This is a genomic window from Acidovorax sacchari (assembly GCF_042847045.1).
GTDB classification, from domain to species: domain Bacteria; phylum Pseudomonadota; class Gammaproteobacteria; order Burkholderiales; family Burkholderiaceae_C; genus Paracidovorax; species Paracidovorax sacchari.
Genome location: NZ_AP035783.1, coordinates 2480154 through 2502592, shown reverse-complemented (window position 1 = coordinate 2502592; position 22439 = coordinate 2480154). Strand labels below are relative to the sequence as shown.

The following is a 22439-nucleotide window of genomic DNA, read 5'->3' as shown; positions in this document are numbered from 1 at the left end:
TAATGCTCAGAAATGCGCGACGCCGCAACCACGATCACGGGCCGCGCGTTTTTTCCGAAAGGATCGACCATGCACACTTCCGCCTCCGCCCGCCCCGGACTCCATGGCACCGCCGTGCTGCCGGTGCGCAAGCTCGCCGTGGACATGGCGCAGGGCTTCCCGCGCCGCTGGCACGGCGGGGACGCCTTCCGCACCCAGTTCTTCAATGCGCTGTCGATGAGCTTCCCGGTGGGCGAGCAGTTCTTCATCGACTCGGTGCGTGCCGCGGCGGACCGGCTCGAACCCGGCCGCCCCGATCACGACGCCCTGCGCTCCATGGTGCGCGGCTTCGTCGGACAGGAGGCCACGCACCGCCACATCCACGGCCTCTACAACGCCGAACTCGAGCGGCAGGGCCTGGACAACCAGTGGCAGCACCGGGCCCGCGCACGCATCGCCCGGCTGCACGAGCGCACCGCCAATCCCCTGCACGCGCTGGCCATCACCTGCGCCTACGAGCATTTCACCGCCCTGCTGGCCGATGGCACGCTGCGCTACCCGCGCTGGCTGGAAGGCGCCGATCCGCGGATGCAGACCATCTGGCGCTGGCACGCGGCGGAGGAAACAGAGCACCGCGCCGTGGCCTTCGCGCTCTACGAGGCCCTCGGCGGCCGCCACGACTGGCGGGTGCGCTGGTACCTCTATGTCGGCATGGTGTTCATGGTGGACTCGGTGCGCCAGACCCTCGTGAACCTGCGCAGCGACGGCAGCCTGTGGCGCCCGGGCACGTGGGTGAGCGCGGTGCGCATGTTCTGGGGCCGCGACGGTGTCGCCTGGCGGAGCCTGCCGGCGCTGCTGCGCTACCTGCGCCGGGACTTCCACCCCGACCGGGAGCATGCCGCGCCCGGGGCCGCGGAACTGGCGCAAAGCTGGCTCGCGGCAAATGCCGACCGGCTGCGCACCGTGGGCCCCGCCGCCCGGGCCGCCTGAGCGGCTCAGCGCGTGGCGGCGAACTCGCCGCGCTGCAGCTCGGCGACGCCGTTGCCCCGGGCATCCCGCGCGCCGAGGTCCGCCCCCTTCGCGGCGAGGTCCCGCAGCAGTTCGGCGCGCTGGAACAGCGCCGCGTACATCGCGGCCGTCTGGCCCGCGTTGTTGCGCTGGTCCGGCGCGCAGGCCGTCTGCACGAGGCGGCGGGCGATCGCCATTTCGCCCTTGAAGATGGCGCCCATCAGGGCGGTGTTGCCGCGCCGGTCCTGCGCACAGGGATCGGCACCGGCCTTCAGCAATTGCTCGACCACCTCGCGGTGGCCGTGGTAGGCGGCGAGGATGAGCGGCGTGTACCCCTTCTCGTCGCGCACGTTCAGGTCGTAGCCCGCCGCCACGAACTCGCCCACCATGTCCGAGCGCCCCTGGCGCGCGGCGTCGAAAAGATACTGCCGCAGTTGCGCCTGCAGCCGGGCGGGATCCTGGGGTGCGGCGGCAGCGTCAGGGGCCACCGCCCGGGGCGGTGGAGCTTCGGGGGCGGCCGGGGCCGCCAGGGCCGGGGCACAGGCCGCGAGACCCGCGGCCAGGCACCAGGCCGGAAGGCAAAGGCTGCGCATGGAGTCCTCCTTCGCAAGGGGCCGGCCGCCACCACGGTGGCGTGCGGCCGGCTTCGTGGAACGCCGCGGTCTCAGTCCTGCAGGGCGGCGGCGAGCTGCTTCACGCGCGCCAGGTCGCCCTTGGCCACGCGGGCCACGCCCGTGCCGTATTCGGGATCGGCCTTGTAGAGGAACGACAGGATGATGTGCTTGCTCTCCGCATCGGCGCCCGCGAGGGATTCGCCGAAGCTCTGGATCAGGTCCTGCTGCTCCTTCTTGCCGTAGCTGCGGTACAGGTCACCGGCCTGCTTGAAGTTCTGCTCCTTCGCGATCTTCGCCTGCTGGGTCGTGCCCGTGAGCGGCAGTTGGCTGTAGCGCGCGGTGGGATCCTGCGGGCGCGGTTCCAGGCGGCTGGGCTCGTAGTTCACGCCGCTGGTGGTGTGGCCGGTGTTCAGGGTGCCGTCCTGGTTGCCGTTGTTCACCGCGACGCGGGGGCGGTTCACGGGCAGGGACAGGCCGTTGGTGCCGACGCGGTAGAGCTGGGTGTCCGCATACGAGAACACGCGGCCCTGCAGCAGGCGGTCTTCCGACGGCTCGATGCCGGGCACGATGTTGGCCGGCGCCATCGCCACCTGTTCGGTCTCCTGGAAGAAGTTGTCCACGTTCCTGTTCAGGACCATCTGGCCGATCTTGCGCTCGGGAATGCCGGGCCAGATCTTGGTGGCGTCCAGCGGATCGAAGTCGAACTTGCCGAGGTCTTCGGGCTTGAGCACCTGGATGTACAGGTCCCACCTGGGAAAGTCGCCCTGGCGGATGGCATTCACCAGGTCGTTCGTCATGTGGCTGTAGTCCTTGCCCTGGACCTGCTCGACCTGTTTCGGGTCGAGGTTCTTCAGGCCCTGCAGGCTCTTCCAGTGGAACTTGACGTAGTGCACCTGGCCCTGGGCGTTCACGAACTTGTAGGCATGCACGCTGTTGCCGTCCATGAAGCGGTAGCCCGCGGGCGTGCCCTCGTTCGAGTAGAGCAGCGTGAGCGTGCGCGTGGCCTCCGGCACGTGCGAGAAGAAGTCGAAGCGGCGCGAGTCGTCGTCGAGGTTGCTGCGCGGATCCGGCTTGAACGCGTGGACCATGTCGGGGAACTTGATCGCGTCGCGGATGAAGAAGGTGGGGAAGTTGTTGCCCACGAGGTCCCAGTTGCCTTCGGACGTGTAGAACTTGGTGGCGAAGCCGCGCGGATCGCGCAGCGTCTCGGGCGAATGGTTGCCGTGCACCACGGACGAGAAGCGCACGAACACCGGGGTGCGCTCGCCGGGGCGGAAGAGCTTGGCCTTGGTCAGCGCGGAGATGTCTTCGGACGCGGTGAATTCACCCTTCACACCCGTGCCGCGCGCGTGCACCACGCGCTCGGGGATGCGCTCGCGGTCGAAGCGCTGGAGCTTCTGGATGAGCTGCACGTCCTGCAGCAGGCTGGGTCCGTTCGGGCCCGCCGTCTGCGAGTTCTGGTTGTCGCCGACCGGCGCTCCGTTGTCGCGCGTGAGCACCGATTGCGCGAACGCGGCCGGTGCCATGGCCGCATGCAGCACGACGGCTGCGGTCACAAGTCTCTGGAATTTCATGGGGACGACTCCACTCCGTGGTTGGTGAAAAACGGAGCGAATCATCGGCGGGCGGACAGCTCGGCAGCAAGAGGGCCGGAACTATGGCGTCCATCAAATTTTCCGATGAGTGGAATTTGCAACCTTTGCCGCCATCATCGGATAGCCCTCGAATCCAATCATCTTCATGCTATTTTTTCAGTAGCATGAAAATGGAATCTGCAATTCCTGCTTGCACTGCCGAGCAACTGGTTACGCCCGGCCGCCGCTCACCGGTGGGCGTTGATGGATGCCAGGATGCCCAGCGTGAAAAGCGCGCAGGCGGCCCATTGCAGGGGCGCTGGCCAGTGGCCCTCGAGCGCGAAGGAGTACACGATGGCGAAGAGCGTCTCGCTCACGATCAGCTGGCCGCAGAGGCTGGCGGGCAGCCGCTGGCTCGCCACGTTCCAGAGGATGGTGGCCAGCCAGCTCGATCCGAAACCGATGGCCGCGCACACCGCCGCGAAGGTGGCGATGCCGGGCTGCGCCGCGATGGCGGACAGGGGGCTGCCCGCCACGAGCCAGAGCAGCACGCCGCCCAGGCCGGTGGCCAGCCCCAGCCAGTTGGCCCAGTCCGTGGCGCCGACCTCCGGATGCCGCTGCAGCCAGCGCGCATTCAGGATCGCGAAGGCGGTCCAGAACACCAGTGCCACCAGGGCGATGCCGATGCCGCGCCAGAAGGTGGGCGAGGCGGCCGCGCCCTGCCCCGCCTCCCCGCCGTGCGGCGCCCAGGCCATCAGCACGATCCCTGCGATGGTGAGCAACAGGCCCGGTGCCAGCGCGCCCCAGCGCAGGCCGCGGGGCTTGCCCAGCACCATGACCCAGACGGGGATCGTGCCGATGATGAGGGCCGGCAGCGGCGCGCCGGCATCGCGGATCGCCAGCACCAGCAGCAGGTAGTAGCCCGTGAATCCCAGGATGCTCAGCCAGAGCGCGGCGCCGGCCTGCCGCAGGGTGGGCAGGCGCCGCGGCTGGCCGGCCTGGCGGCGGGCCGCGCCCCAGAGCACCATGCCCGCGGCGACCGCGCCATAGGCGACGAAACGGCCGGCCGTGAGGTCCACGGACGCGAACCCCGATGCGAGGCGCGGCGCGATGAAGACCAGCCCCCAGAGCGCGCCCGCGGCGAGCCCCGCGAGGATGCCGGCCAGCATCAGGCGCCGAAACCGTCGTCGGCCGCGATCACCGCCCCGTTCACGAAATGGCTCTGGTCGCTGGCCAGCATGACGATGAGCGCGTCCAGGTCGCGCGGTTCGCCCACGCGCTTGCGCGGCAGCATGTCCACGAGCTTGCGGCCCTGCTCGGTCTGCCAGTGGTGGTGGTTGATCTCCGTATCGATGTAGCCCGGGCAGATCGCGTTCACGTTGATGCCGAAGCGCCCCCATTCCAGGGCCATGGCGCGGGTCATGTGCACCACGGCCGCCTTGCTCATGCTGTAGGCGCCGATCTGCGGCAGCACCTTGAGGCCTGCCATGGAGGCGATGTTGATGATGCGCCCGCCCGTGAAGCTGCCCGGCGCGGCGCCGCGCGAGCGCGCCAGCATGCGCTTGCCGACCTCCTGCGCGACGAAGAAGGCGCCGCGCACGTTGGTGTCGAAGACGAAGTCGAAGTCGTCCGGGGTGACGTCCTGGATGCGCTGGGTGGTGGAGACGCCCGAATTGTTCACGAGGATGTCGATCGAGCCCATCTCGGTCTCCGCATGGGCCACGGCGGCCTTGATGGAATCGTGGTCGGTCACGTCCAGCTCCACCACGTGGGCGTCGCCGCCCTCCCCCTCGATGCGCGCGCGCAGGGCCTTGAGCTTTTCCATGCGCCGGCTGGCCAGCACCACGCCGGACCCCGCGCGCGCCAGGGTGCGGGCGAACTGCTCGCCCAGGCCGCTCGAAGCGCCCGTCACCAGGGCCACGCGGCCCGACAGATCGATGGTGTATGCCATGGAAACAGCCTCCGGAAGAAAGAAAAAAGAACGATCGTTCGATTGTTGCGCCCCGGGTGCATACAATGGGCCGCACAGCGCCCGCGCGGGGCCCCACGCCCTGGACGCGACATCGTTCGATTATCAAATGCCGAGACGAGACAACCCATGACGAAAGACGAAATCCTTGCCCAGTACGGTCCGCGAGAGGCCATGGAATACGACGTGGTCGTGGTCGGCGGCGGCCCGGCCGGGCTCTCCGCGGCCATCCGGCTCAAGCAGATGGCTGCCACGAACGGGCAGGACGTGTCGGTGGTGGTGCTCGAAAAGGGCTCCGAGCCCGGCGCGCACATCCTCTCGGGCGCCATCATGGACCCGCGCGCGCTCACCGAGCTGATTCCCGACTGGAAGGAGCGCGGCGCGCCCCTGAAGCAGCCGGTGACGGAAGACGCCATGATCTTCCTGGGCGAGAAATCGTCCTGGCGCACCCCCAACTTCCTGCTGCCCGGCTGCTTCCAGAACCACGGCAACTACATCGTCAGCCTCGGCAACGTGGTGCGCTGGCTCGCCGCGCAGGCCGAGGAGCTGGGCGTGGAGATCTTCCCGGGCTTTCCCGCCGCCGAAGTGCTCTACAACGAGGACGGCTCCGTCAAGGGCGTGGCCACCGGCAACATGGGCGTGGGCAAGGACGGCGAGCCCACGGGCGACTTCCAGCTGGGCATGGAACTGCACGCCAAGTACACCCTGTTCGCCGAAGGCGCGCGCGGACACCTGGGCAAGCAGATCATCGCCCGCTACAAGCTCGACGAAGGCCGCGACCCGCAGACCTACGGCATCGGCGTGAAGGAACTGTGGGAAATCGACCCGCAGCGGCACCAGCCCGGCTTCGTGATGCACACCGCCGGCTGGCCCATGGATGCCGACACCTACGGCGGCGCCTTCCTCTACCACGCCGAGGACAACAAGGTCACGCTGGGCTTCATCACCGGGCTGGACTATTCCAACCCCTACCTGAGCCCGTTCGAGGAATTCCAGCGCTGGAAGACCCACCCCAACATCCGCTACTACCTGGAAGGCGACGAGGCCAAGGGCATCAAGCCGGCCAAGCGTATCGGCTACGGCGCGCGCGCCATCACGGCCGGCGGCCTGCTGTCGCTGCCGAAGTTCGTGTTCCCGGGCGGCGCGCTCGTGGGCTGCGACGCGGGTTTCCTGAACGTGAGCCGCATCAAGGGCAGCCACGCCGCCATCAAGACCGGCATGCTGGCCGCCGAGGCCGCCTACGACGCGATCCGCGCCGGCCGCCAGCACGACGAACTCACGGCCTATCCGCAGGCTTTCGAGAACAGCTGGCTGCACGAAGAGCTCAACAAGGCACGCAACTTCAAGGCGTGGTTCAAGAAGGGCCTGGTCACGGCCACGCTGATGAACGGCATCGAGCAGTTCGTGCTCAAGGGCAACATCCCCTGGACGCTGCACCGCGACAAGCCCGACCACGCCTACCTGAAGCCCGCGGCCGAGTGCAAGCCCATCGTCTATCCCAAGCCCGACGGCAAGCTCACCTTCGACCGCCTCTCCAGCGTGTTCATCAGCAACACCAACCATGCGGAGAACCAGCCGGCCCACCTCACGCTCAAGGACCCGGGCGTGCCGGTGAACATCAACCTGGCGAAATACGCCGGACCCGAGGCCCGCTACTGCCCCGCGGCGGTGTACGAGTTCGTGCCGGACGAGACCCAGGGCGGCAATGCGCAGCGGTTGCAGATCAACGCGCAGAACTGCGTGCATTGCAAGACCTGCGACATCAAGGACCCGACGCAGAACATCGTGTGGGTCACGCCCGAGGGCGGCGGCGGCCCGAACTACTCGGGCATGTAAGGCGCGGGGCCCGGGCGTCGGCGGCAGCAGCCGCCGTTCCGACCCGCCCGTTGGCCTCCGGCCTACAGGGTGGTCCGGATCCGCAGGCCAGACTCGCGGAGGTCCGCATTTCCTGCCGGGTCCGCCAGGAGCCCCGAACCGCCATGCCCCGTCCCGACCTCCAGCACTACACCACCCAGCGCCGCCGCCCGGTCGTGCCCTGGGCAGCGGCCGCCACCGTGGCCGCTGCCGCCGGCGCCGCGGCCCTCTACCTGCGCTCTGCCCTGCGCCCGCCGCCGGGCGTGCAGCCGGTGCAGCACTTCAACGTGGACCGTTATGCCGGCCACTGGTACGAAGTGGCCCGCATCGACCAGCGCTTCGAGCGCGGCCTCATCCGTACCAGCGCCCACTACAGCCGCCGGGGCGACGGCAGCCTGCGCGTCGTGAACCGCGGCTACGACCCCGACCGCCGCCGCTGGCGCGAGGCCGAGGGCCGCGCCGTGTTCCTGGGCGATCCGTCCACGGCCGCCCTGAAGGTGTCGTTCTTCGGGCCGTTCTATGCGGGTTACTTCGTGGCCGCGCTGGACGAAGACTACCGCTGGGCCATGGTGGTGGGCCCGCGCCTGGATGCGCTCTGGATTCTTTCGCGCACGCCCACGCTGCCCATGGCGGTGCGCGAGCGGCTGCTGGCCCGCGCACGGGCGCTGGGCGTGGACATGCGCCGCATCCTGTGGGTGCCCCAGGCCGACGCGGCCACGCCCGAACCCGCGGCCCGCTGAACCGGCCACGCCCCGGCCCCGCACCCGCATGGTGCAGCCGGTACACTCGACATTCCAGGCTGCGGTATCGTTTCTGTGCGGGCCTGGCTCCGTTGTCGCCAGAAACGCGCCCGCCTGCCGGCGGGCATTCCGCAGCCGCCACCCGCGACGCAGCACCCGATGTCATCGGACGCTCCTGCATACCGGGCATGGCGGCGAGAAAGTTCGAGCATGAAGCAGCATCCGTTCGGCGCCCTGGCGCTGGCCGTGGCCGCCGCCGCCGCGGCCGCCTCCCCCGCAGCGATGGCCCAGCAGGCCCCCGCGCCCAAATCCGTGGCCGTGACGGCCATCGTGGAGCATCCGGCACTCGACGCCATCCGCGACGGCGTGAAGGCGAGCCTGCAGGCCGCCGGCTATGAAGAAGGCAAGACGCTCAAGTGGCAGTACCAGAGCGCGCAGGGCAACACCGGCACGGCAGCGCAGATCGCACGCAAGTTCGTCGGCGACCAGCCCGACGCCATCGTCGCCATCGCCACGCCTTCGGCCCAGGCGGTGGTGGCCGCCACCAGGACGGTGCCGGTGGTCTTCTCCGCCGTGACCGACCCGGTCGCCGCCAAGCTGGTGAAGAACTGGGAACCCAGCAAGACCAACGTGACGGGCGTGTCCGACCTGCTGGCGCTGGACAAGCAGATGGAACTGGTCAGGCAGGTGGTGCCGAATGCGAAGCGCGTCGGCGTGGTCTATAACCCCGGCGAGGCCAACTCCGCCGTGGTCGTCAAGGAACTCAAGGAGCTGCTGCCCAGGATGGGCATGACGCTGGTCGAGGCCGCGGCGCCGCGCTCGGTCGATGTGGGCAGCGCCGCGCGCAGCCTGATCGGCAAGGCCGACGTGATCTACACCAGCACCGACAACAACGTGGTGTCGGCCTACGAATCGCTGGTCAAGGTCGGCCAGGAAGCCAAGCTGCCCCTGGTGGCCGCCGACGCCGACAGCGTCAAGCGCGGCGCGATCGCCTCTTTCGGCATCAACTACCGCGACCTGGGCGAGCAGACCGGCCGCATGGTGGTGCGCGTGCTCAAGGGCGAGAAGCCCGGCGACATCCAACCCGAGATCAGCACGAAGCTGGAACTCACGGTGAACCCCGGCGCGGCCGAGAAGCAGGGCGTGAAGCTCTCCGACGCATTCGTGAAGTCCGCCGCCCACATCGTGAAGTAAGGTGCGGTTCCCGGCCCCGTGCCGGGAACGCCGCCCCGACCGCAGGAGCTTCGGCTCCTGTTTCGTTTTTCCCGAAGCCCCACCCGCCATGTCCCTCTTTTCCCTGCTCGGCGCCGTCGAGATCGGGCTGATCTTCAGCCTGGTCGCGCTGGGCGTCTTCATTTCATTCAGGCTGCTGCGCTTTCCCGACCTGACGGTGGACGGCAGTTTCCCGCTGGGCGGCGCGGTATGCGCCGTGCTCATCTCCACGGGCACCAACCCCTACGTGGCCACGCTCGCGGCCACCGCGGCAGGCGCGGCGGCCGGCCTCGTCACCGGCTGGCTCAACGTCAAGCTGAAGATCATGGACCTGCTGGCCAGCATCCTGATGATGATCGCGCTCTACTCGATCAACCTGCGCATCATGGGCGGGCCCAACGTGCCGCTCATCAACGATCCGACCCTCTTCACGCTGCTGCAGCCCGAGGGCCTGGCCGACTACATCGCCCGGCCCGCCCTGCTGCTGGTGATCGTGGTCGCCGCCAAGCTGGCCATGGACTGGTTCTTCGCCACCGAGCGGGGCCTGGCCATCCGCGCCACCGGCTCCAACGCCCGCATGGCCCGCGCCCAGGGCGTGAACACCGGCGCCATGGTGCTGCTGGGCATGGCCGTGTCGAACGCGCTGGTGGCGCTCGCCGGCGCCCTCTTCGCGCAGACCCAGGGCGGCTCGGACATCTCCATGGGCATCGGCACCATCGTGATCGGCCTGGCCGCCGTGATCGTGGGCGAGAGCATCCTGCCCTCTCGCCGGCTGGTGTGGGCGACGCTCGCCGTCGTCATCGGCGCCATCGTCTATCGCTTCTTCATCGCGCTGGCGCTCAACAGCGACTTCATCGGCCTGAAGGCGCAGGACCTGAACCTGGTCACGGCCGTGCTGGTGACCGTCGCCCTGGTCATCCCCCAGATCAAGCGCAAGCTCTCATCGAAGCAGCCTCGATAAGGAACCGCACCATGCTGAGCGCACAAGACCTGCACATCACCTTCAATCCCGGCACGCCCATCGAGACGCGCGCTTTGCGCGGCATGTCGCTGGACATTCCGGCCGGGCAGTTCGTCACCGTGATCGGCTCCAACGGGGCCGGCAAATCCACCTTCCTGAATGCCATTTCGGGCGACCTGTCGGTGGACACGGGCCGCATCGCCATCGACGGCGAGGACGTGACCCGCCAGCCCGTCTGGGCGCGCGCGAAGCGCGTGGCGCGCGTCTTCCAGGACCCGATGGCCGGCACCTGCGAGGATCTCACCATCGAGGAGAACATGGCGCTCGCCCAGCAGCGCGGCACGCTGCGCGGCCTGCGCGGCGCGGTGAAAGCGCAGCAGCGCGAGACCTTCCGCGAACGCCTCGCCACGCTGGGCCTGGGCCTGGAAAACCGCCTCACCGACCGCATCGGCCTGCTCTCGGGCGGCCAGCGCCAGGCCGTGAGCCTGCTCATGGCGGCGCTGCAGCCCTCGCGCATCCTGCTGCTGGACGAGCACACCGCCGCGCTCGACCCGCGCACGGCCGACTTCGTGCTGCAGCTCACGGCGCGCATCGTGGCCGAGAACCAGCTCACCACCATGATGGTCACGCACAGCATGCGCCAGGCGCTGGACGTGGGCCAGCGTACCGTGATGCTGCACCAGGGCCAGGTGGTGCTCGACGTGTCGGGCGAGGAGCGCAGCCGGCTGGGCGTGCCGGACCTGCTGCAGATGTTCGAGAAGGTGCGCGGCGAGCAACTGGCGGACGACGCGCTGCTGCTGGGCTGACGGCGCGCCACGCCCGCCCCGGCGCTGCCGGGATGCCCGCCCTTGCTCGGCCGCTCAGTCCGCGCGCAGGGGCAGGTCCGCTTTCTTGAGCGTGCGCAGCACGAAGCTCGAGCGGCTGTGGCGGATGCCCTTGATCTTGTAGAGCTTCTCGCGCAACAGGCGCTCGTAGTCGCGCGTGTCCTTCACCACCACGCGCAGCAGGTAGTCGTAGTCGCCCGACACCAGATGCGCCTCCACCACCTCGGGAATGCTCGCGAGCGTCTCGCCGAACTTCTCCAGGGTGTTGTCGGAATGGCTGTCGAGCGTGACCTGCACGAGCACGGTATCGGCCAGGTCCAGCGCCTGGGCGTTGAGGCGTACCGTGTAGCCCTCGATCACGCCGGATTCCTCCATGCGGCGGATGCGCGCCCAGCAGGGCGACGGGCTCAGGCCCACGGCCTGGCCGATGTCCTGCAGGCTGGCGCGCGCGTCGGCCTGGAGCACGGCGAGGATTTTTCGGTCGATGCGGTCCATGGAAGGATTGTGCAGATATTCGCCCGATCGCAGAATATTTTTCTTTGCATTGCGCCATTTTCTGGAAATACGGAAAAACCATCGGCGGCCCTGGCGGCACAATTTCCTCCACAGGGCGCCCCTACCGGGGCGCGTGCGAATGGCAAGACCCCGGCCGGTTACCGCCGGACCGGGGTGCTTGGCACAACCGCCCGAAAAACCTGCGCTGCCGGCGCCGCGGGCCACCGCGCAGCCGTTAGAATCCGCCGGGTCAGGAGAGAGCGCCGCGCCCGCAACGGGTGGCGGGCGCCGCCGAAGGCGCAGGGAATCCCGAACGCTCAGGCAAAAGGACTGGCAAGGCGCCCGCAGGGATGCGGGCGTTTCCCCGGCTGGAGAGAGGCCTGCCTCCAACTTGGCAGGCCCACCGAAGGAGCAAGCCCCGCAACGCACCGCCCCCGTGGCAGCGCGCACGGCGTGGTGAATCTCTCAGGTAAAGCGGACAGCGGGCACAGGCGTGGCGCCCCGTGGCGGCACGCGCGTCGTCCGTCCCTGCCTGAGTGAAAGGCCCGCTCCGCCCATGTCCGCCGAATCCGCCTCCCTGCACACCACGCCCCTGCACGCGCTGCACCTCGAACTCGGGGCCCGCATGGTGCCCTTCGCCGGCTACTCCATGCCCGTGCAATACCCTGCCGGCCTGATGGCAGAGCACCTGCACACGCGGCAGGCCGCCGGGCTGTTCGACGTCTCGCACATGGGCCAACTGCGCCTCGCCGGCCCCGACGCCGCCGCGGCCTTCGAGACCCTGGTGCCCGTGGACGTGATCGGCCTCGGTTTGAACAAGCAGCGCTACGGCCTGCTGCTGAACGACGAGGGCGGCATCATCGACGACCTGATGTTCGTGAACCGCGGCGACGACCTGTTCGTGATCGTGAACGGCGCCTGCAAGGCCGGCGACATCGCCCACATCCAGGAGCGCATCGGCGGCCGCTGCGAAGTCATCCCCCTGCCCGACCAGGCCCTGCTCGCCCTGCAGGGCCCGCAGGCCGCCGCGGCGCTCGCGCGCCTGGCGCCCGGCACCGCATCGCTGGTCTTCATGACGGGCGGGCGCTTCGAGATCGCCGGCTGCGACTGCTACGTGACGCGCAGCGGCTACACCGGCGAGGACGGCTTCGAGATCTCCGTGCCCGCCGCCCAGGCCGAGGCACTGGCCCGCGCGCTGCTGGCCCAGCCCGAGGTGAAGCCCATCGGCCTCGGCGCGCGCAACTCGCTGCGGCTGGAGGCCGGCCTGTGCCTCTACGGCAACGACATCGACACCACCACCACGCCGCCCGAGGCCGCGCTGAACTGGGCCATCCAGAAGGTGCGGCGCACCGGTGGCGCGCGCGCGGGGGGCTTCCCGGGCGCGGAGAAGGTGCTGGCGCAGATCGACTACCCGTCGCGGCTCACCCGCCGCCGCGTGGGACTGGTGGCGCGCGAGCGCGTGCCCGTGCGCGAGCACACCGCCCTGCAGAGCACCGACGGCGCGGCCATCGGCGAAGTGACCAGCGGCCTGCTCGGCCCGAGCGTGAACCAGCCCGTCGCCATGGGCTACGTGGCGCCGGAATTCGCCGCCACCGGCACCGTGGTGCACGCGATCGTGCGCGGCAAGGCCGTGCCGATGGAGGTCAGCCCCATGCCGTTCCTGCAGCCCCGCTACCACCGCGGCTGACCGCGGCGCGCGCGAGCCGCGCCCGGCAGCGCCCCGGCCGCGGCTACAGTCGCAGTCGCGGGCCCCTTTCCGGGAGCGCGCATCGTTTTTTCCGTTTTCCCACCGCCTTTTCGCGGACCTTTCTTTCAGGAGCCCCCATGACCGTCAAGTTTTCCCGCGACCACGAGTGGATCAACGCCGCCGACACCGGCGCCGCCGTCGTCGGCATCACCGTCCATGCGCAGGATGCGCTCGGCGACGTCGTCTTCGTCGACCTGCCCGAGGTGGGCAAGACTTTCGCCCAGGGCGAAGTGGCCGGCGTGGTCGAGTCCGTGAAGGCTGCCGCCGACGTGTACATGCCCGTGTCCGGCGAGATCGTGGAAGTGAACGAGGCGCTGCGCGCCGATCCGTCGCTCGCCAACAGCGCGCCGCTGGGCGACGGCTGGTTCTTCAAGGTGCGCCTGTCCGACGCGTCGCAGCTCGATGCGCTCATGGACGAAACCGCCTACACCGAGTTCTCGAAGAACGCCTGATCCGGCCCCGGCGGCGGGCGGCTTCGGGCCGGCCCGCCGCGGTGCGCCCGCGCAGGGCGCCCTTTTCGTTTTCCCTTTTCCCCTCTTTCCGCTGACCGGGACCCCTCCCATGCCCACGTCCACCCTCCCGCCGCTTTCCGCGCTCGAAAACGCCGCCGAATTCCAGCCCCGCCACATCGGCATCGATGCGGCGGACGAGGAGCGCATGCTCTCCGTCATCGGGGAGGCGTCGCGCGCGGCGCTGGTGGGTGGCATCGTGCCGGCGTCCATCGCCCGTACCGAGCCGATGCAGCTGCCGCCCGCCACCACCGAGGCCGCGGCCCTCGCGGAGCTCAAGGCGATCGCCTCGAAGAACCGCGTGCTGCGCAGCTTCATCGGCCAGGGCTACTACGGCACGCACACGCCGGGCGTGATCCTGCGCAACATCCTGGAGAACCCCGCCTGGTACACCGCCTACACGCCCTACCAGGCCGAGATCTCGCAGGGCCGCATGGAGGCGCTGGTCAACTTCCAGACCATGGTGTGCGACCTCACGGGCATGCCCATCGCCAACGCCTCGATGCTGGACGAGGCCACGGCCGCAGCCGAGGCCATGACGCTCGCCAGGCGTTCCGTCAAGTCGAAGAGCCAGACCCTCGTCGTCTCGGGCGACACGCATCCGCAGACCATCGAGGTGATCCGCACGCGCGCCGAGCCGCTGGGCATCAGCGTGGTGATCGCGAACTCCGAAGCCGAATGGAACGCGGCGCTCGAGGGCGACTTCTTCGCCGCCGTAATCCAGTACCCGGCCAGCAGCGGCTGGCTCGCCGACTGGCGCGCCGACGTGGAGAAGATCCACGCGAAGCAGGCCGCTGCGATCGTGTGCGCCGACCTGCTGGCGCTCACGCTGCTCGTGCCGCCCGGCGAATGGGGCGCGGACATCGTCGTGGGCAGCACGCAGCGCTTCGGCATGCCGATGGGCGCGGGCGGCCCGCACGCCGCCTTCATGGCCTGCCGCGACGAATTCAAGCGCTCGCTGCCCGGCCGCCTCGTGGGCGTGAGCGTGGACGTGCACGGCCAGCCGGCCTACCGCCTTGCGCTGCAGACGCGCGAGCAGCACATCCGCCGCGAGAAGGCCACCTCCAACATCTGCACGGCGCAGGTGCTGCCGGCCGTGATCGCCAGCATGTACGCCGTGTACCACGGCCCCGAGGGCCTCAAGCGCATCGCCCAGCGCGTGGCGAGCTTCACCGCCATCCTGGCCAAGGGCCTCGTGGCGCTCGGCCATACCGCGCACCACCACGAGTCCGCATTCGACACCCTGTGCCTGCACACGAAAGAGCAGACCGGCGCGCTGCTGGCCCGTGCCGTGGAGCGCGGCGCCAACCTGCGCGTGGCCTGGGACGACTATCTCTGCATTTCGCTCGATGAAACCACGGCACGGGCCGACATCGAACTGCTCTGGTCGATCTTCGCCGCCGACGGGCAGGCCCTGCCCCGCGTCGAGGATTTCGCGAACGGCGTGAATCCGCTGATCCCCGCCGAACTGCGCCGAACGAGCGCCTTCCTCACGCACCCGGTGTTCAACACCCACCATTCCGAGACCGGCATGCTGCGCTATATCCGCCAGCTTTCGGACAAGGACCTCGCGCTCGACCGCAGCATGATCCCGCTGGGCAGCTGCACCATGAAGCTCAACGCCACGAGCGAGATGATCCCGATCACCTGGCCGGAGTTCGCGCAGGTGCACCCGTTCGCGCCCGCCGACCAGCTGGAGGGCTACCGCCAGCTCGACGAGCAGCTGCGCGCCTGGCTCTGCCAGGCCACGGGCTATGCCGGCATCAGCCTGCAGCCCAATGCCGGATCGCAGGGCGAGTACGCGGGCCTGCTGGCCATCCGCGCCTACCATGCGGCGCAGGGCCAGGGCCACCGCAACATCTGCCTCATCCCGAGCAGCGCCCATGGCACCAACCCGGCCAGCGCGCAGATGGTGGGCATGCAGGTGGTGGTCACGGCCTGCGACGCCAGCGGCAACGTCGACATGGACGACCTGCGCGCCAAGTGCGAGCAGCATGCCGACAAGCTCGCCTGCGTGATGATCACCTACCCCAGCACGCACGGCGTGTTCGAGACGCAGGTGAAGGAACTCTGCCAGCTCGTGCACCGCCACGGCGGCCGCGTGTACGTGGACGGCGCCAACATGAACGCCATGGTGGGCGTGGCGGCGCCCGGCGCCTTCGGCGGCGACGTGAGCCACCTGAACCTGCACAAGACTTTCTGCATCCCGCACGGCGGCGGCGGCCCCGGCGTCGGCCCCGTCTGCGTGGTCGAAGACCTCGTGCCCTACCTGCCGGGCCATGCCACGGCCGGCGTGGCGGGCGGCACGGGAGCCGTCAGCGCGGCTCCTCTCGGCAATGCCGCCGTGCTGCCGATCAGCTGGATGTACATCCGCATGATGGGCGCGGACGGCCTGCGCGCCGCGACGGAGACGGCCATCCTCTCGGCCAACTACATCAGCGCGCGCCTGAAGGACCACTACCCCACGCTGTACGCGAGCGCCAACGGCCACGTGGCGCACGAGTGCATCCTGGACCTGCGCGGCTTCAAGGAGACCAGCGGCGTGATGGCCGAGGACGTCGCCAAGCGGCTGATCGACTACGGCTTCCACGCGCCCACCCTGTCCTTCCCCGTGCCCAACACGCTTATGGTGGAGCCCACCGAGAGCGAGACGCTGGCCGAGCTGGACCGCTTCATCGACGCGATGATCGCCATCCGCGGCGAGATCCGCCGCATCGAGCAGGGCGAGTGGCCGCAGGACGACAACCCCCTGAAGAACGCGCCCCACACCGCGCACAGCCTGCTGGACGGCGACTGGACGCACCCCTACCCGCGCGAGGCGGCGGCCTATCCGGTCGCGGCGCTGCGGCAGGCCAAGTACTGGTCGCCCGTGGGCCGGGTGGACAACGTGTATGGCGACCGCAACCTGTTCTGCAGCTGCGTGCCGGTGTCCGACTTCGCCTGAGAACGCGCGCGGGCTACCATCGCGTCTTTTGACCGGAGACCCCTTACCGTGAAGAAGACCTTCCTGCCCGCTCTCGCCGCCGTCCTGCTGGCCGGTACCGCCTGCGCCCAGAAGCCGACCGCGGCACCCGCCGCTTCGGCCGCGGCCGCACCGGCACCCGTCACCACCGCCAGCGGCCTGGTGTACGAGTCGCTCAAGGAAGGCACGGGCGAATCGCCCAAGGCCACCGACGTCGTGAAGGTGCACTACCGCGGCACGTTCCTGGACGGCAAGGAATTCGACAGCTCCTACAAGCGCGGCGAGCCCACCGAATTCCCGCTCAACCGCGTGATCCCCTGCTGGACCGAAGGCGTGCAGCGCATGAAGCCGGGCGGCAAGGCCCGCCTCACCTGCCCACCCGCCATTGCCTACGGCGCGGCTGGCGCCGGCGGCGTGATTCCGCCCAACGCCACGCTGCGCTTCGAGGTCGAACTGGTCTCCGTGCGCCGCTGAGCGGGGTGCCGGGCATGCAGCGGCTACGGGTGGGCGAACTGGCCCGGCGCACCGGCCTGACGGTGCGTGCCCTGCACCATTACGACGAGATCGGGCTGCTGCGGCCTTCCGCGCGCTCGGAATCCGGCTACCGCCTCTACAGCGAGGCAGACGTGCAGCGGCTGCACGCCATCCAGACCCTGCGCCACCTCGGCCTGCCGCTCGGCGACATCGCCGGCCTGCTGCAGGGCGGCGGGCCGGACCCGGAATCCATCATCGCCCAGCAGATCCAGGCGCTGGACCGGCAGATCGCCCAGGCGACCGAACTGCGCGGCCGGCTGGCCCTGCTGCGCAACGGCCTGGTGGCCGGGCCGGCGCCCGGCATGGGGGACTGGCTGGAAACGCTGGCCCTGATGGGCACGTACGGCAAGTATTTCAACGCCGCCGAACTGCAGCGCATTTTCGGCAACTGGAAACGCATCGAAGCCGACTGGACCGTGGTGCGCGACCTCGTGCGGAGCGCGATGGACCGCGGGCTGCCCCCCCATGACCCGGAGGTGCAGCGGCTGGCCTACCGCTGGATGGCACTGATGCTGCACTGGATGGACGGCGACATGGCGCTGCTGGACCGCTGGGGCCACATGTTCCGCACCGAGCCGGGCACCCAGGGCCGCAACCATGCGCCCTCCGGCGACATGATCGCCTACATCGAATCCGCCATCCAGCTGCGCGTGGCGCTGCTCTCCCGCTACATCGACCTGCCGGACCTGTACCGCCTGGGGCACGTTCCCTACACGGACTGGGCGGCACTCGACGAGGAAGTGCAGGCACTGATCGCACGGCAGGTGCCGCCGTCCAGCAACGCCGCCCTGGCGGCATGCCGGCGCTGGAAAGCCCTGTTCGACACGCTGACCCACCAGGACCCCGAACTGCGGCGCAAGCTGATCGCGGCGACGGCCAACGAGCCCCTTCTGCGCGCAGGCACCCCCTTGAGCGAGGCGGCGCGTGCCTATCTGGAATCCGCGCAGGCATTCGCGCAACAGGCCCCGGGACCCGCTTGACCCTCACGCAACGTGAGGCTTCACAGTCGGGGCCATGGCTTCTGAATCGAACTCCCCTTCTTACGCGCCTGCGCCGCCCGGCGAGCCGCTGTCGCGCAACGCCGGCTTCCGGTGGCTCACCGCCAGTTCGGCGCTGTCCCTGCTGGGCGACCAGTTCTCGCTGATCGCCATGCCCTGGCTGGTGCTGCAGACCACGGACGACACGCGCGTGCTGGGCACCGTGCTGGCCCTCATGAGCGTGCCCCGCGCCGTCTTCATCCTCGTCGGCGGCGCCATCGTGGACCGGCATTCGCCGCTGCGGGTGCTGCGCCTGACGCGCTGGCTGAACGCCGTGCTGACCGGGCTGCTGGCCGCGCTGGTGCTCGCCGGCCACTGCCCGCTCTGGGCGCTCTACGCGCTGTCGCTGGCGCTCGGTATCTCCACCGCCTTCAGCATCCCGGCCGCCACGTCCATCACGCCGCGCGTGGTCGGCCGGGCACAGCTGCACGCGGCCAACAGCATCGGCATGGGGCTGCGGCAGATCGGCATGTCCGTCGGCCCGCTCCTCGCCGGCCTGCTGATCGCCGGCTTCGGCGGCGCAGGCACGCAGGCAGCGGACCACGCGGGTATCGGCTTCGCCTTCGCGGTGGACGCGCTCAGCTTCGTGGTGTCCGCGTGGATGCTCGGCCGGGTGCGGCTGCATGCGTCCGCGCCCGGAGCGGCTCCAGGCGGCGGCGCGGTGCTGGCCGCCGTCGCCCAGGGCCTGTCCCATGCCTGGCGCGACCGGCCGCTGCGCACCTGTTTCCTGTACTGGGGGCTGCTGTCGATCCTGGTGATGGGGCCGACGCAGATCGCCCTGCCCGTGCTCACCCATGGCCAGCCGCAGCTCGGCGCCGCAGCATTCGGCATCCTGGTGGGCATGCACGGCGCGGGCACGCTGGCGGGCATGGTGGCGGCGGGCGCGCTGCCCCGCCTGCGGATCGTCAACCTGGGCACCACCCTGCTGGCGGTGGATGCCGTGGCGGGCCTGCTGATCGCGCCGCTGGGAAGCATCTCGGCGGTCTGGCAGGGGGCGCTGCTCCTGGGCAGCGTGGGCCTGCTGGGCGGCTTCATGCAGGTGGGGCTGTTCACGTGGATCCAGCAGCGCGTTCCCCCCGCGCTGCTCGGGCGCACCATGGGCCTGTTCATGTTCATTTTCATGGGCCTGCAGCCGGTGGCCGCGGCGGCGACGGGCTGGCTGCTGCAGGTCGTGCCGCCGGGCCGCCTCTTCCTGCTGTGCGGCGGCACCCTGGTGCTGCTGGCCGCCCTGGCGGCGGTGGCCACGCCGATGCGCCGCATGCAGGACGCCGCGCCCTGAATGGCGCGCTGCCCTGCCCGCCCGGGCGGTGGCCGCGCCGCGGCCCGGGTCCGGGCCGGGCCCGCGACGCGCTGCGCGGTTCAGGGGCGTACACTGGCGGGCTCGCCCGCGGCACCGCCGCGTTCCGCACACCGCCCCGGCGTGAACCGCCGGGCCGCCCGAGCCGCCCATGAGCCGCCCCGACCTGTCCTTCCTGCTGCCGCCCGACCCGGAGGATGACCGCGGAGCCCCGTCCGGTGGCGAGCCTGCGGGCACGGCCGACGAGCCCGCCGTGCTCCCTGGCGACGTCAGCGGCAACCGCCGCCAGTCCGGCCGCCCGGAAGGCCCCGTGGCGGCGCTCATCGCGGAACTGCGCGCCTACCAGGCCGAGCTGGAAGTGCAGAACAAGGTGCTGCGCTACAGCCAGACCGCCGCGGAGAGCGCTTCCGAGCGATTCGAGACGCTGTTCGCCAGCGTGCCGCTGGCGCTCATGGTGCTGGACGAGCACGACATGGTGGTGCAGGCCAACTCGATGGCGCACCGCTGCTTCCAGCCCACCGAATCCGATCGCCCCCTGACCTCGCTCATGCCCTTCGTCAGCGCGGCGGATGCCGCCCGCGTGCGCGCCACGTTCGAGCAGGCCCGGGACCATGGCCACGGAGAAGCCAGCGAGGTGCTGTTCCCCATCGGCGACGGGGACGCGGGCATCATCGGCGACCTGTACATCGCCCGCATCGAGGCCCCCCAGGCGGACGGCGCCCCGGAGCAGTGGCAGTTCCTCTGCGCCGTGGTGGACCAGGGCCCGCTGGTGGCCGAGCGCCGCGCGCTCCAGCAGAGCGCCACGGCCCTGCAGGAGCGCAACGCCCAGCTCTACGCCAGCGAGCGCCGCCTGGAGGCCGTCATCAACTCCGCGCTGGACGCCATCATCTGCGTGGACCAGAACCAGCGCATCACCGTCTTCAACCCCACTGCCGCGGCCCTGTTCCAGTGCGCCACGGCCGACGCGCTGGGCAGCCCGCTGGACCGCTTCCTGCCCGATGCCGTCCAGGCCCTGGCCTTCGCCCAGCTGGCCACCCAGGCCGTGCTCGGCGAGATGGTCGCGCTCACGGCCAGCGGCAAGGAACTGGCCGTGGAAGTGAGCGTGTCGTTCGAGCGGCACGCCGAGGGCGAGACCACCACCGTGTTCGCGCGCGACCTCACCGGCCGCAAGAAGGCCGAGGCGCACCGCGGCGAACTGGAAGCGCAGCTGCGAGAATCCCACAAGATGCAGGCCGTGGGCACCATGGCCGGCGGGATCGCGCACGATTTCAACAACATCCTGAGCGCCATCCTCGGCAACGTGGAACTGGCCAAGGCGGACTGCGCCGCAGGCTCCCCGGTGCTGGAGAGCCTGCGCGAGATCGAGAAGGCCGGCCGGCGCGCGCGCGACCTCGTCCGGCAGATCCTCACCTTCAGCCGCAACGAGCCGCCCCGGCGCACCGCCGTGCCGGTGGCCGAGGCCATCCACGACACCGAGCACCTGCTGCGCGTGACCCTGCCGCCGGCCATCGAACTGCGCCTGCACCTGGACCGCCACCTGCCCGCCCTGCTGGCCGACGCCACCCAGGTGGAGCAGGCCCTGCTGAACCTCTGCACGAACGCCATCCATGCCATCGGCGATGCGCGCGGCACGGTGTGCGTGGAAGCGTCGGCCGTGCAGCCCGACCACCGCCTGTGCGAGCGCCTCGCGCTGCCGCATGGCGAATACGTGGCCATCAGCGTGGTGGACAACGGCCCCGGCATCGATGCCGCCACGCAGCAGCGCATCTTCGAGCCGTTCTTCACCACCAAGCCCGTCGGCCAGGGCACGGGACTGGGCCTGGCCGTGGTGCACGGCGTGATGCGCACCCACGGCGGCGCGGTGGACGTGCAGAGCGCGCCCGGCGAGGGCAGCCGCTTCACGCTGTATTTCCCGGCGGCGGAGGCCGGACCCGGAGCGGAGCCCGCTGCCGCCGCGCCCGCCGGCGATGCCGCACCGGCAGCCGGCGCGGCCGGTCCCGCCGCGCCTGCGGCGGGCGCCCCCGACGAACGCCAGCGCCACGTGATGTACGTGGACGACGACCAGGCCCTGGTCTTCCTCGTGCAGCGCCTGCTGCGCCGCCGCGGCTACCGCGTGACCGGCTTCACCGACCCGCGCGAGGCCGCCGTGGCGCTGGGCACGGACCCGCAGGCCTACGACCTGGTCGTGACCGACTACAACATGCCCGGCTACTGCGGAGTCGACCTGGTGCGCGAGGCCAAGCGCATCCGCGCCGACCTGCCCGTGGCGCTCGCCTCGGGGCACGTGACGGCGGAGATCGAGCGCGAGGCGCTGGCCGAAGGCGCGAGCGCGCTGATCCACAAGCCCAACGACGTGGATGAGCTGTGCGCCACGGTGGACCGCCTGGTCCACGGCGGGCCGGCGTGAGCGCGGCCCTGCCCGCACTGGCGCCGGCCGATTCCGATGCCGGCGCGCCCCCCGCCTGCCTGCATGCGGACGACGACCTGCTGGTGCTGGCCAAGCCTTCCAGCCTGCTCTGCGTGCCCGGCCGCGGCCCGGACAAGCAGGACTGCCTGAGCGCCCGCGCCGCCCTGCACTGGCCCGGCGCCTGCATCGTGCACCGGCTCGACCAGGCCACCTCCGGCATCGTGGTGATGGCGCGCCACGCGCAGGCCCAGCGCGCGCTCGGCGATGCCTTCGCCGCGCGCCAGGTGCACAAGCGCTATGTCGCGGTCGTGCAGGCGCCGGGCCCGGCCGCGGACGGCGCGGCCTGGCGGGAGATCGACCTGCCCATCGCCGCCGACTGGGAGCGCCGGCCGCTGCGCATCGTGGTCCCCCACGGCGCCCAGGGCGGCAAAGCCAGCCTGACGCGCTGGCGCCCCGCCGCGCCCGGGGACGGCGCAGGCCCCTGGCCGGCGGCGGACGGCACCCTGCGCGTACTGCTGGAGCCCGTGACAGGCCGTACCCACCAGCTGCGCGTGCACATGGCGGCCATCGGCCAGCCCATCCTCGGCGACACGCTCTACGCCCCGCCGGCCGTGCAGGCGCTCGCGCCGCGGCTGCTGCTGCATGCGCAGCACATCGACTTCGCCCATCCGCGCACCGGGGCACCGCTCGCCTTCGACCTGCCGGCACCGTTCTGA

At 70.5% G+C, this 22439-nt stretch carries 19 protein-coding genes and 2 riboswitches; of the genes, 14 read left to right on the top strand and 5 right to left on the bottom strand.

The genetic code is table 11. From position 1 onward, the window contains the following. The first annotated feature begins 69 nt into the window (after positions 1-69). Positions 70-969 carry a metal-dependent hydrolase gene (locus tag ACGHC0_RS11350; RefSeq protein ID WP_415268254.1) on the top strand — a complete coding sequence of 300 codons (900 nt, stop codon included), beginning with the start codon at positions 70-72 and terminating at the stop codon, positions 967-969. 5 nt (positions 970-974) lie between these two features. Here ACGHC0_RS11350 and ACGHC0_RS11345 read toward each other — a convergent pair whose 3' ends face one another. The 4 genes from ACGHC0_RS11345 to ACGHC0_RS11330 all read right to left on the bottom strand — a co-directional run bounded on the left by ACGHC0_RS11345 (position 975) and on the right by ACGHC0_RS11330 (position 5126). Further along, positions 975-1580 carry an ankyrin repeat domain-containing protein gene (locus tag ACGHC0_RS11345; RefSeq protein WP_368355307.1) on the bottom strand — a complete coding sequence of 202 codons (606 nt, stop codon included), beginning with the start codon at positions 1578-1580 and terminating at the stop codon, positions 975-977. A 71-nt stretch (positions 1581-1651) separates the two neighbouring features. After that, entirely contained in the window at positions 1652-3175 is a 1524-nt protein-coding gene (gene katB / locus ACGHC0_RS11340; RefSeq protein WP_405045347.1) for a catalase KatB, read from the bottom strand. A 248-nt stretch (positions 3176-3423) separates the two neighbouring features. Further along, a complete protein-coding gene (locus ACGHC0_RS11335) occupies positions 3424-4344 on the bottom strand; it encodes a DMT family transporter (protein WP_368355306.1) in 921 nt (306 codons plus the stop codon). Then, positions 4344-5126, bottom strand: coding sequence for an SDR family oxidoreductase (locus ACGHC0_RS11330; protein WP_415268253.1), 783 nt, complete (start codon positions 5124-5126; stop codon positions 4344-4346). The genes ACGHC0_RS11335 and ACGHC0_RS11330 overlap by 1 nt, the downstream gene beginning before the upstream one ends. Before the next feature lie 147 nt (positions 5127-5273). Between ACGHC0_RS11330 and ACGHC0_RS11325 the strand changes: the two genes are divergently transcribed. The 5 genes from ACGHC0_RS11325 (at position 5274) to ACGHC0_RS11305 (ending at position 10717) form a co-directional block, all read left to right on the top strand. After that, positions 5274-6980 carry an electron transfer flavoprotein-ubiquinone oxidoreductase gene (locus ACGHC0_RS11325; RefSeq protein ID WP_368355305.1) on the top strand — a complete coding sequence of 569 codons (1707 nt, stop codon included), beginning with the start codon at positions 5274-5276 and terminating at the stop codon, positions 6978-6980. A 143-nt stretch (positions 6981-7123) separates the two neighbouring features. Further along, entirely contained in the window at positions 7124-7738 is a 615-nt protein-coding gene (locus tag ACGHC0_RS11320) for a lipocalin family protein (protein WP_368355304.1), read from the top strand. Positions 7739-7948: 210 nt separating this feature from the next. Further along, entirely contained in the window at positions 7949-8932 is a 984-nt protein-coding gene (locus ACGHC0_RS11315) for an ABC transporter substrate-binding protein (RefSeq protein ID WP_368355303.1), read from the top strand. 88 nt (positions 8933-9020) lie between these two features. Further along, positions 9021-9911, top strand: coding sequence for an ABC transporter permease (locus ACGHC0_RS11310; protein WP_415268252.1), 891 nt, complete (start codon positions 9021-9023; stop codon positions 9909-9911). A gap of 11 nt (positions 9912-9922) precedes the next feature. Continuing rightward, positions 9923-10717 carry an ABC transporter ATP-binding protein gene (locus tag ACGHC0_RS11305; RefSeq protein WP_368355301.1) on the top strand — a complete coding sequence of 265 codons (795 nt, stop codon included), beginning with the start codon at positions 9923-9925 and terminating at the stop codon, positions 10715-10717. Between the two features lie 54 nt (positions 10718-10771). Here the strand turns inward: ACGHC0_RS11305 and ACGHC0_RS11300 are convergent, their stop codons facing one another. After that, positions 10772-11230 (bottom strand): Lrp/AsnC family transcriptional regulator, encoded by a 459-nt coding sequence (locus tag ACGHC0_RS11300; protein ID WP_011796218.1) that lies wholly within the window; start codon positions 11228-11230, stop codon positions 10772-10774. 241 nt (positions 11231-11471) lie between these two features. Then, positions 11472-11569, top strand: a riboswitch (glycine riboswitch). Positions 11570-11588: 19 nt separating this feature from the next. After that, positions 11589-11722, top strand: a riboswitch (glycine riboswitch). 64 nt (positions 11723-11786) lie between these two features. Between ACGHC0_RS11300 and gcvT the strand changes: the two genes are divergently transcribed. The 8 genes from gcvT to ACGHC0_RS11260 all read left to right on the top strand — a co-directional run bounded on the left by gcvT (position 11787) and on the right by ACGHC0_RS11260 (position 22439). After that, complete coding sequence (gene gcvT, locus ACGHC0_RS11295; RefSeq protein WP_415268251.1) at positions 11787-12917, top strand: glycine cleavage system aminomethyltransferase GcvT; 1131 nt, start codon at positions 11787-11789, stop codon at positions 12915-12917. Positions 12918-13054: 137 nt separating this feature from the next. Beyond that, positions 13055-13429, top strand: coding sequence for a glycine cleavage system protein GcvH (gcvH, locus tag ACGHC0_RS11290; protein WP_368355299.1), 375 nt, complete (start codon positions 13055-13057; stop codon positions 13427-13429). Between the two features lie 109 nt (positions 13430-13538). Next, entirely contained in the window at positions 13539-16430 is a 2892-nt protein-coding gene (gene gcvP, locus ACGHC0_RS11285; protein ID WP_415268250.1) for an aminomethyl-transferring glycine dehydrogenase, read from the top strand. A gap of 87 nt (positions 16431-16517) precedes the next feature. Then, on the top strand, positions 16518-16922 hold the full coding sequence (locus tag ACGHC0_RS11280) for an FKBP-type peptidyl-prolyl cis-trans isomerase (protein WP_368355627.1): 405 nt from the start codon (positions 16518-16520) through the stop codon (positions 16920-16922). Positions 16923-16936: 14 nt separating this feature from the next. Beyond that, positions 16937-17962: a MerR family transcriptional regulator gene (locus ACGHC0_RS11275; RefSeq protein WP_415268249.1), complete on the top strand. Its 1026-nt coding sequence runs from the start codon at positions 16937-16939 to the stop codon at positions 17960-17962. A 34-nt stretch (positions 17963-17996) separates the two neighbouring features. After that, the gene (locus tag ACGHC0_RS11270; RefSeq protein ID WP_415268248.1) at positions 17997-19298 is read left to right on the top strand and encodes an MFS transporter; all 1302 of its coding nucleotides are present in this window, start codon (positions 17997-17999) and stop codon (positions 19296-19298) included. A gap of 169 nt (positions 19299-19467) precedes the next feature. Further along, positions 19468-21723 (top strand): ATP-binding protein, encoded by a 2256-nt coding sequence (locus tag ACGHC0_RS11265; protein ID WP_415268247.1) that lies wholly within the window; start codon positions 19468-19470, stop codon positions 21721-21723. Next, positions 21720-22439, top strand: a complete 720-nt coding sequence (locus ACGHC0_RS11260) for an RluA family pseudouridine synthase (protein ID WP_415268246.1) — start codon at positions 21720-21722, stop codon at positions 22437-22439. The genes ACGHC0_RS11265 and ACGHC0_RS11260 overlap by 4 nt, the downstream gene beginning before the upstream one ends.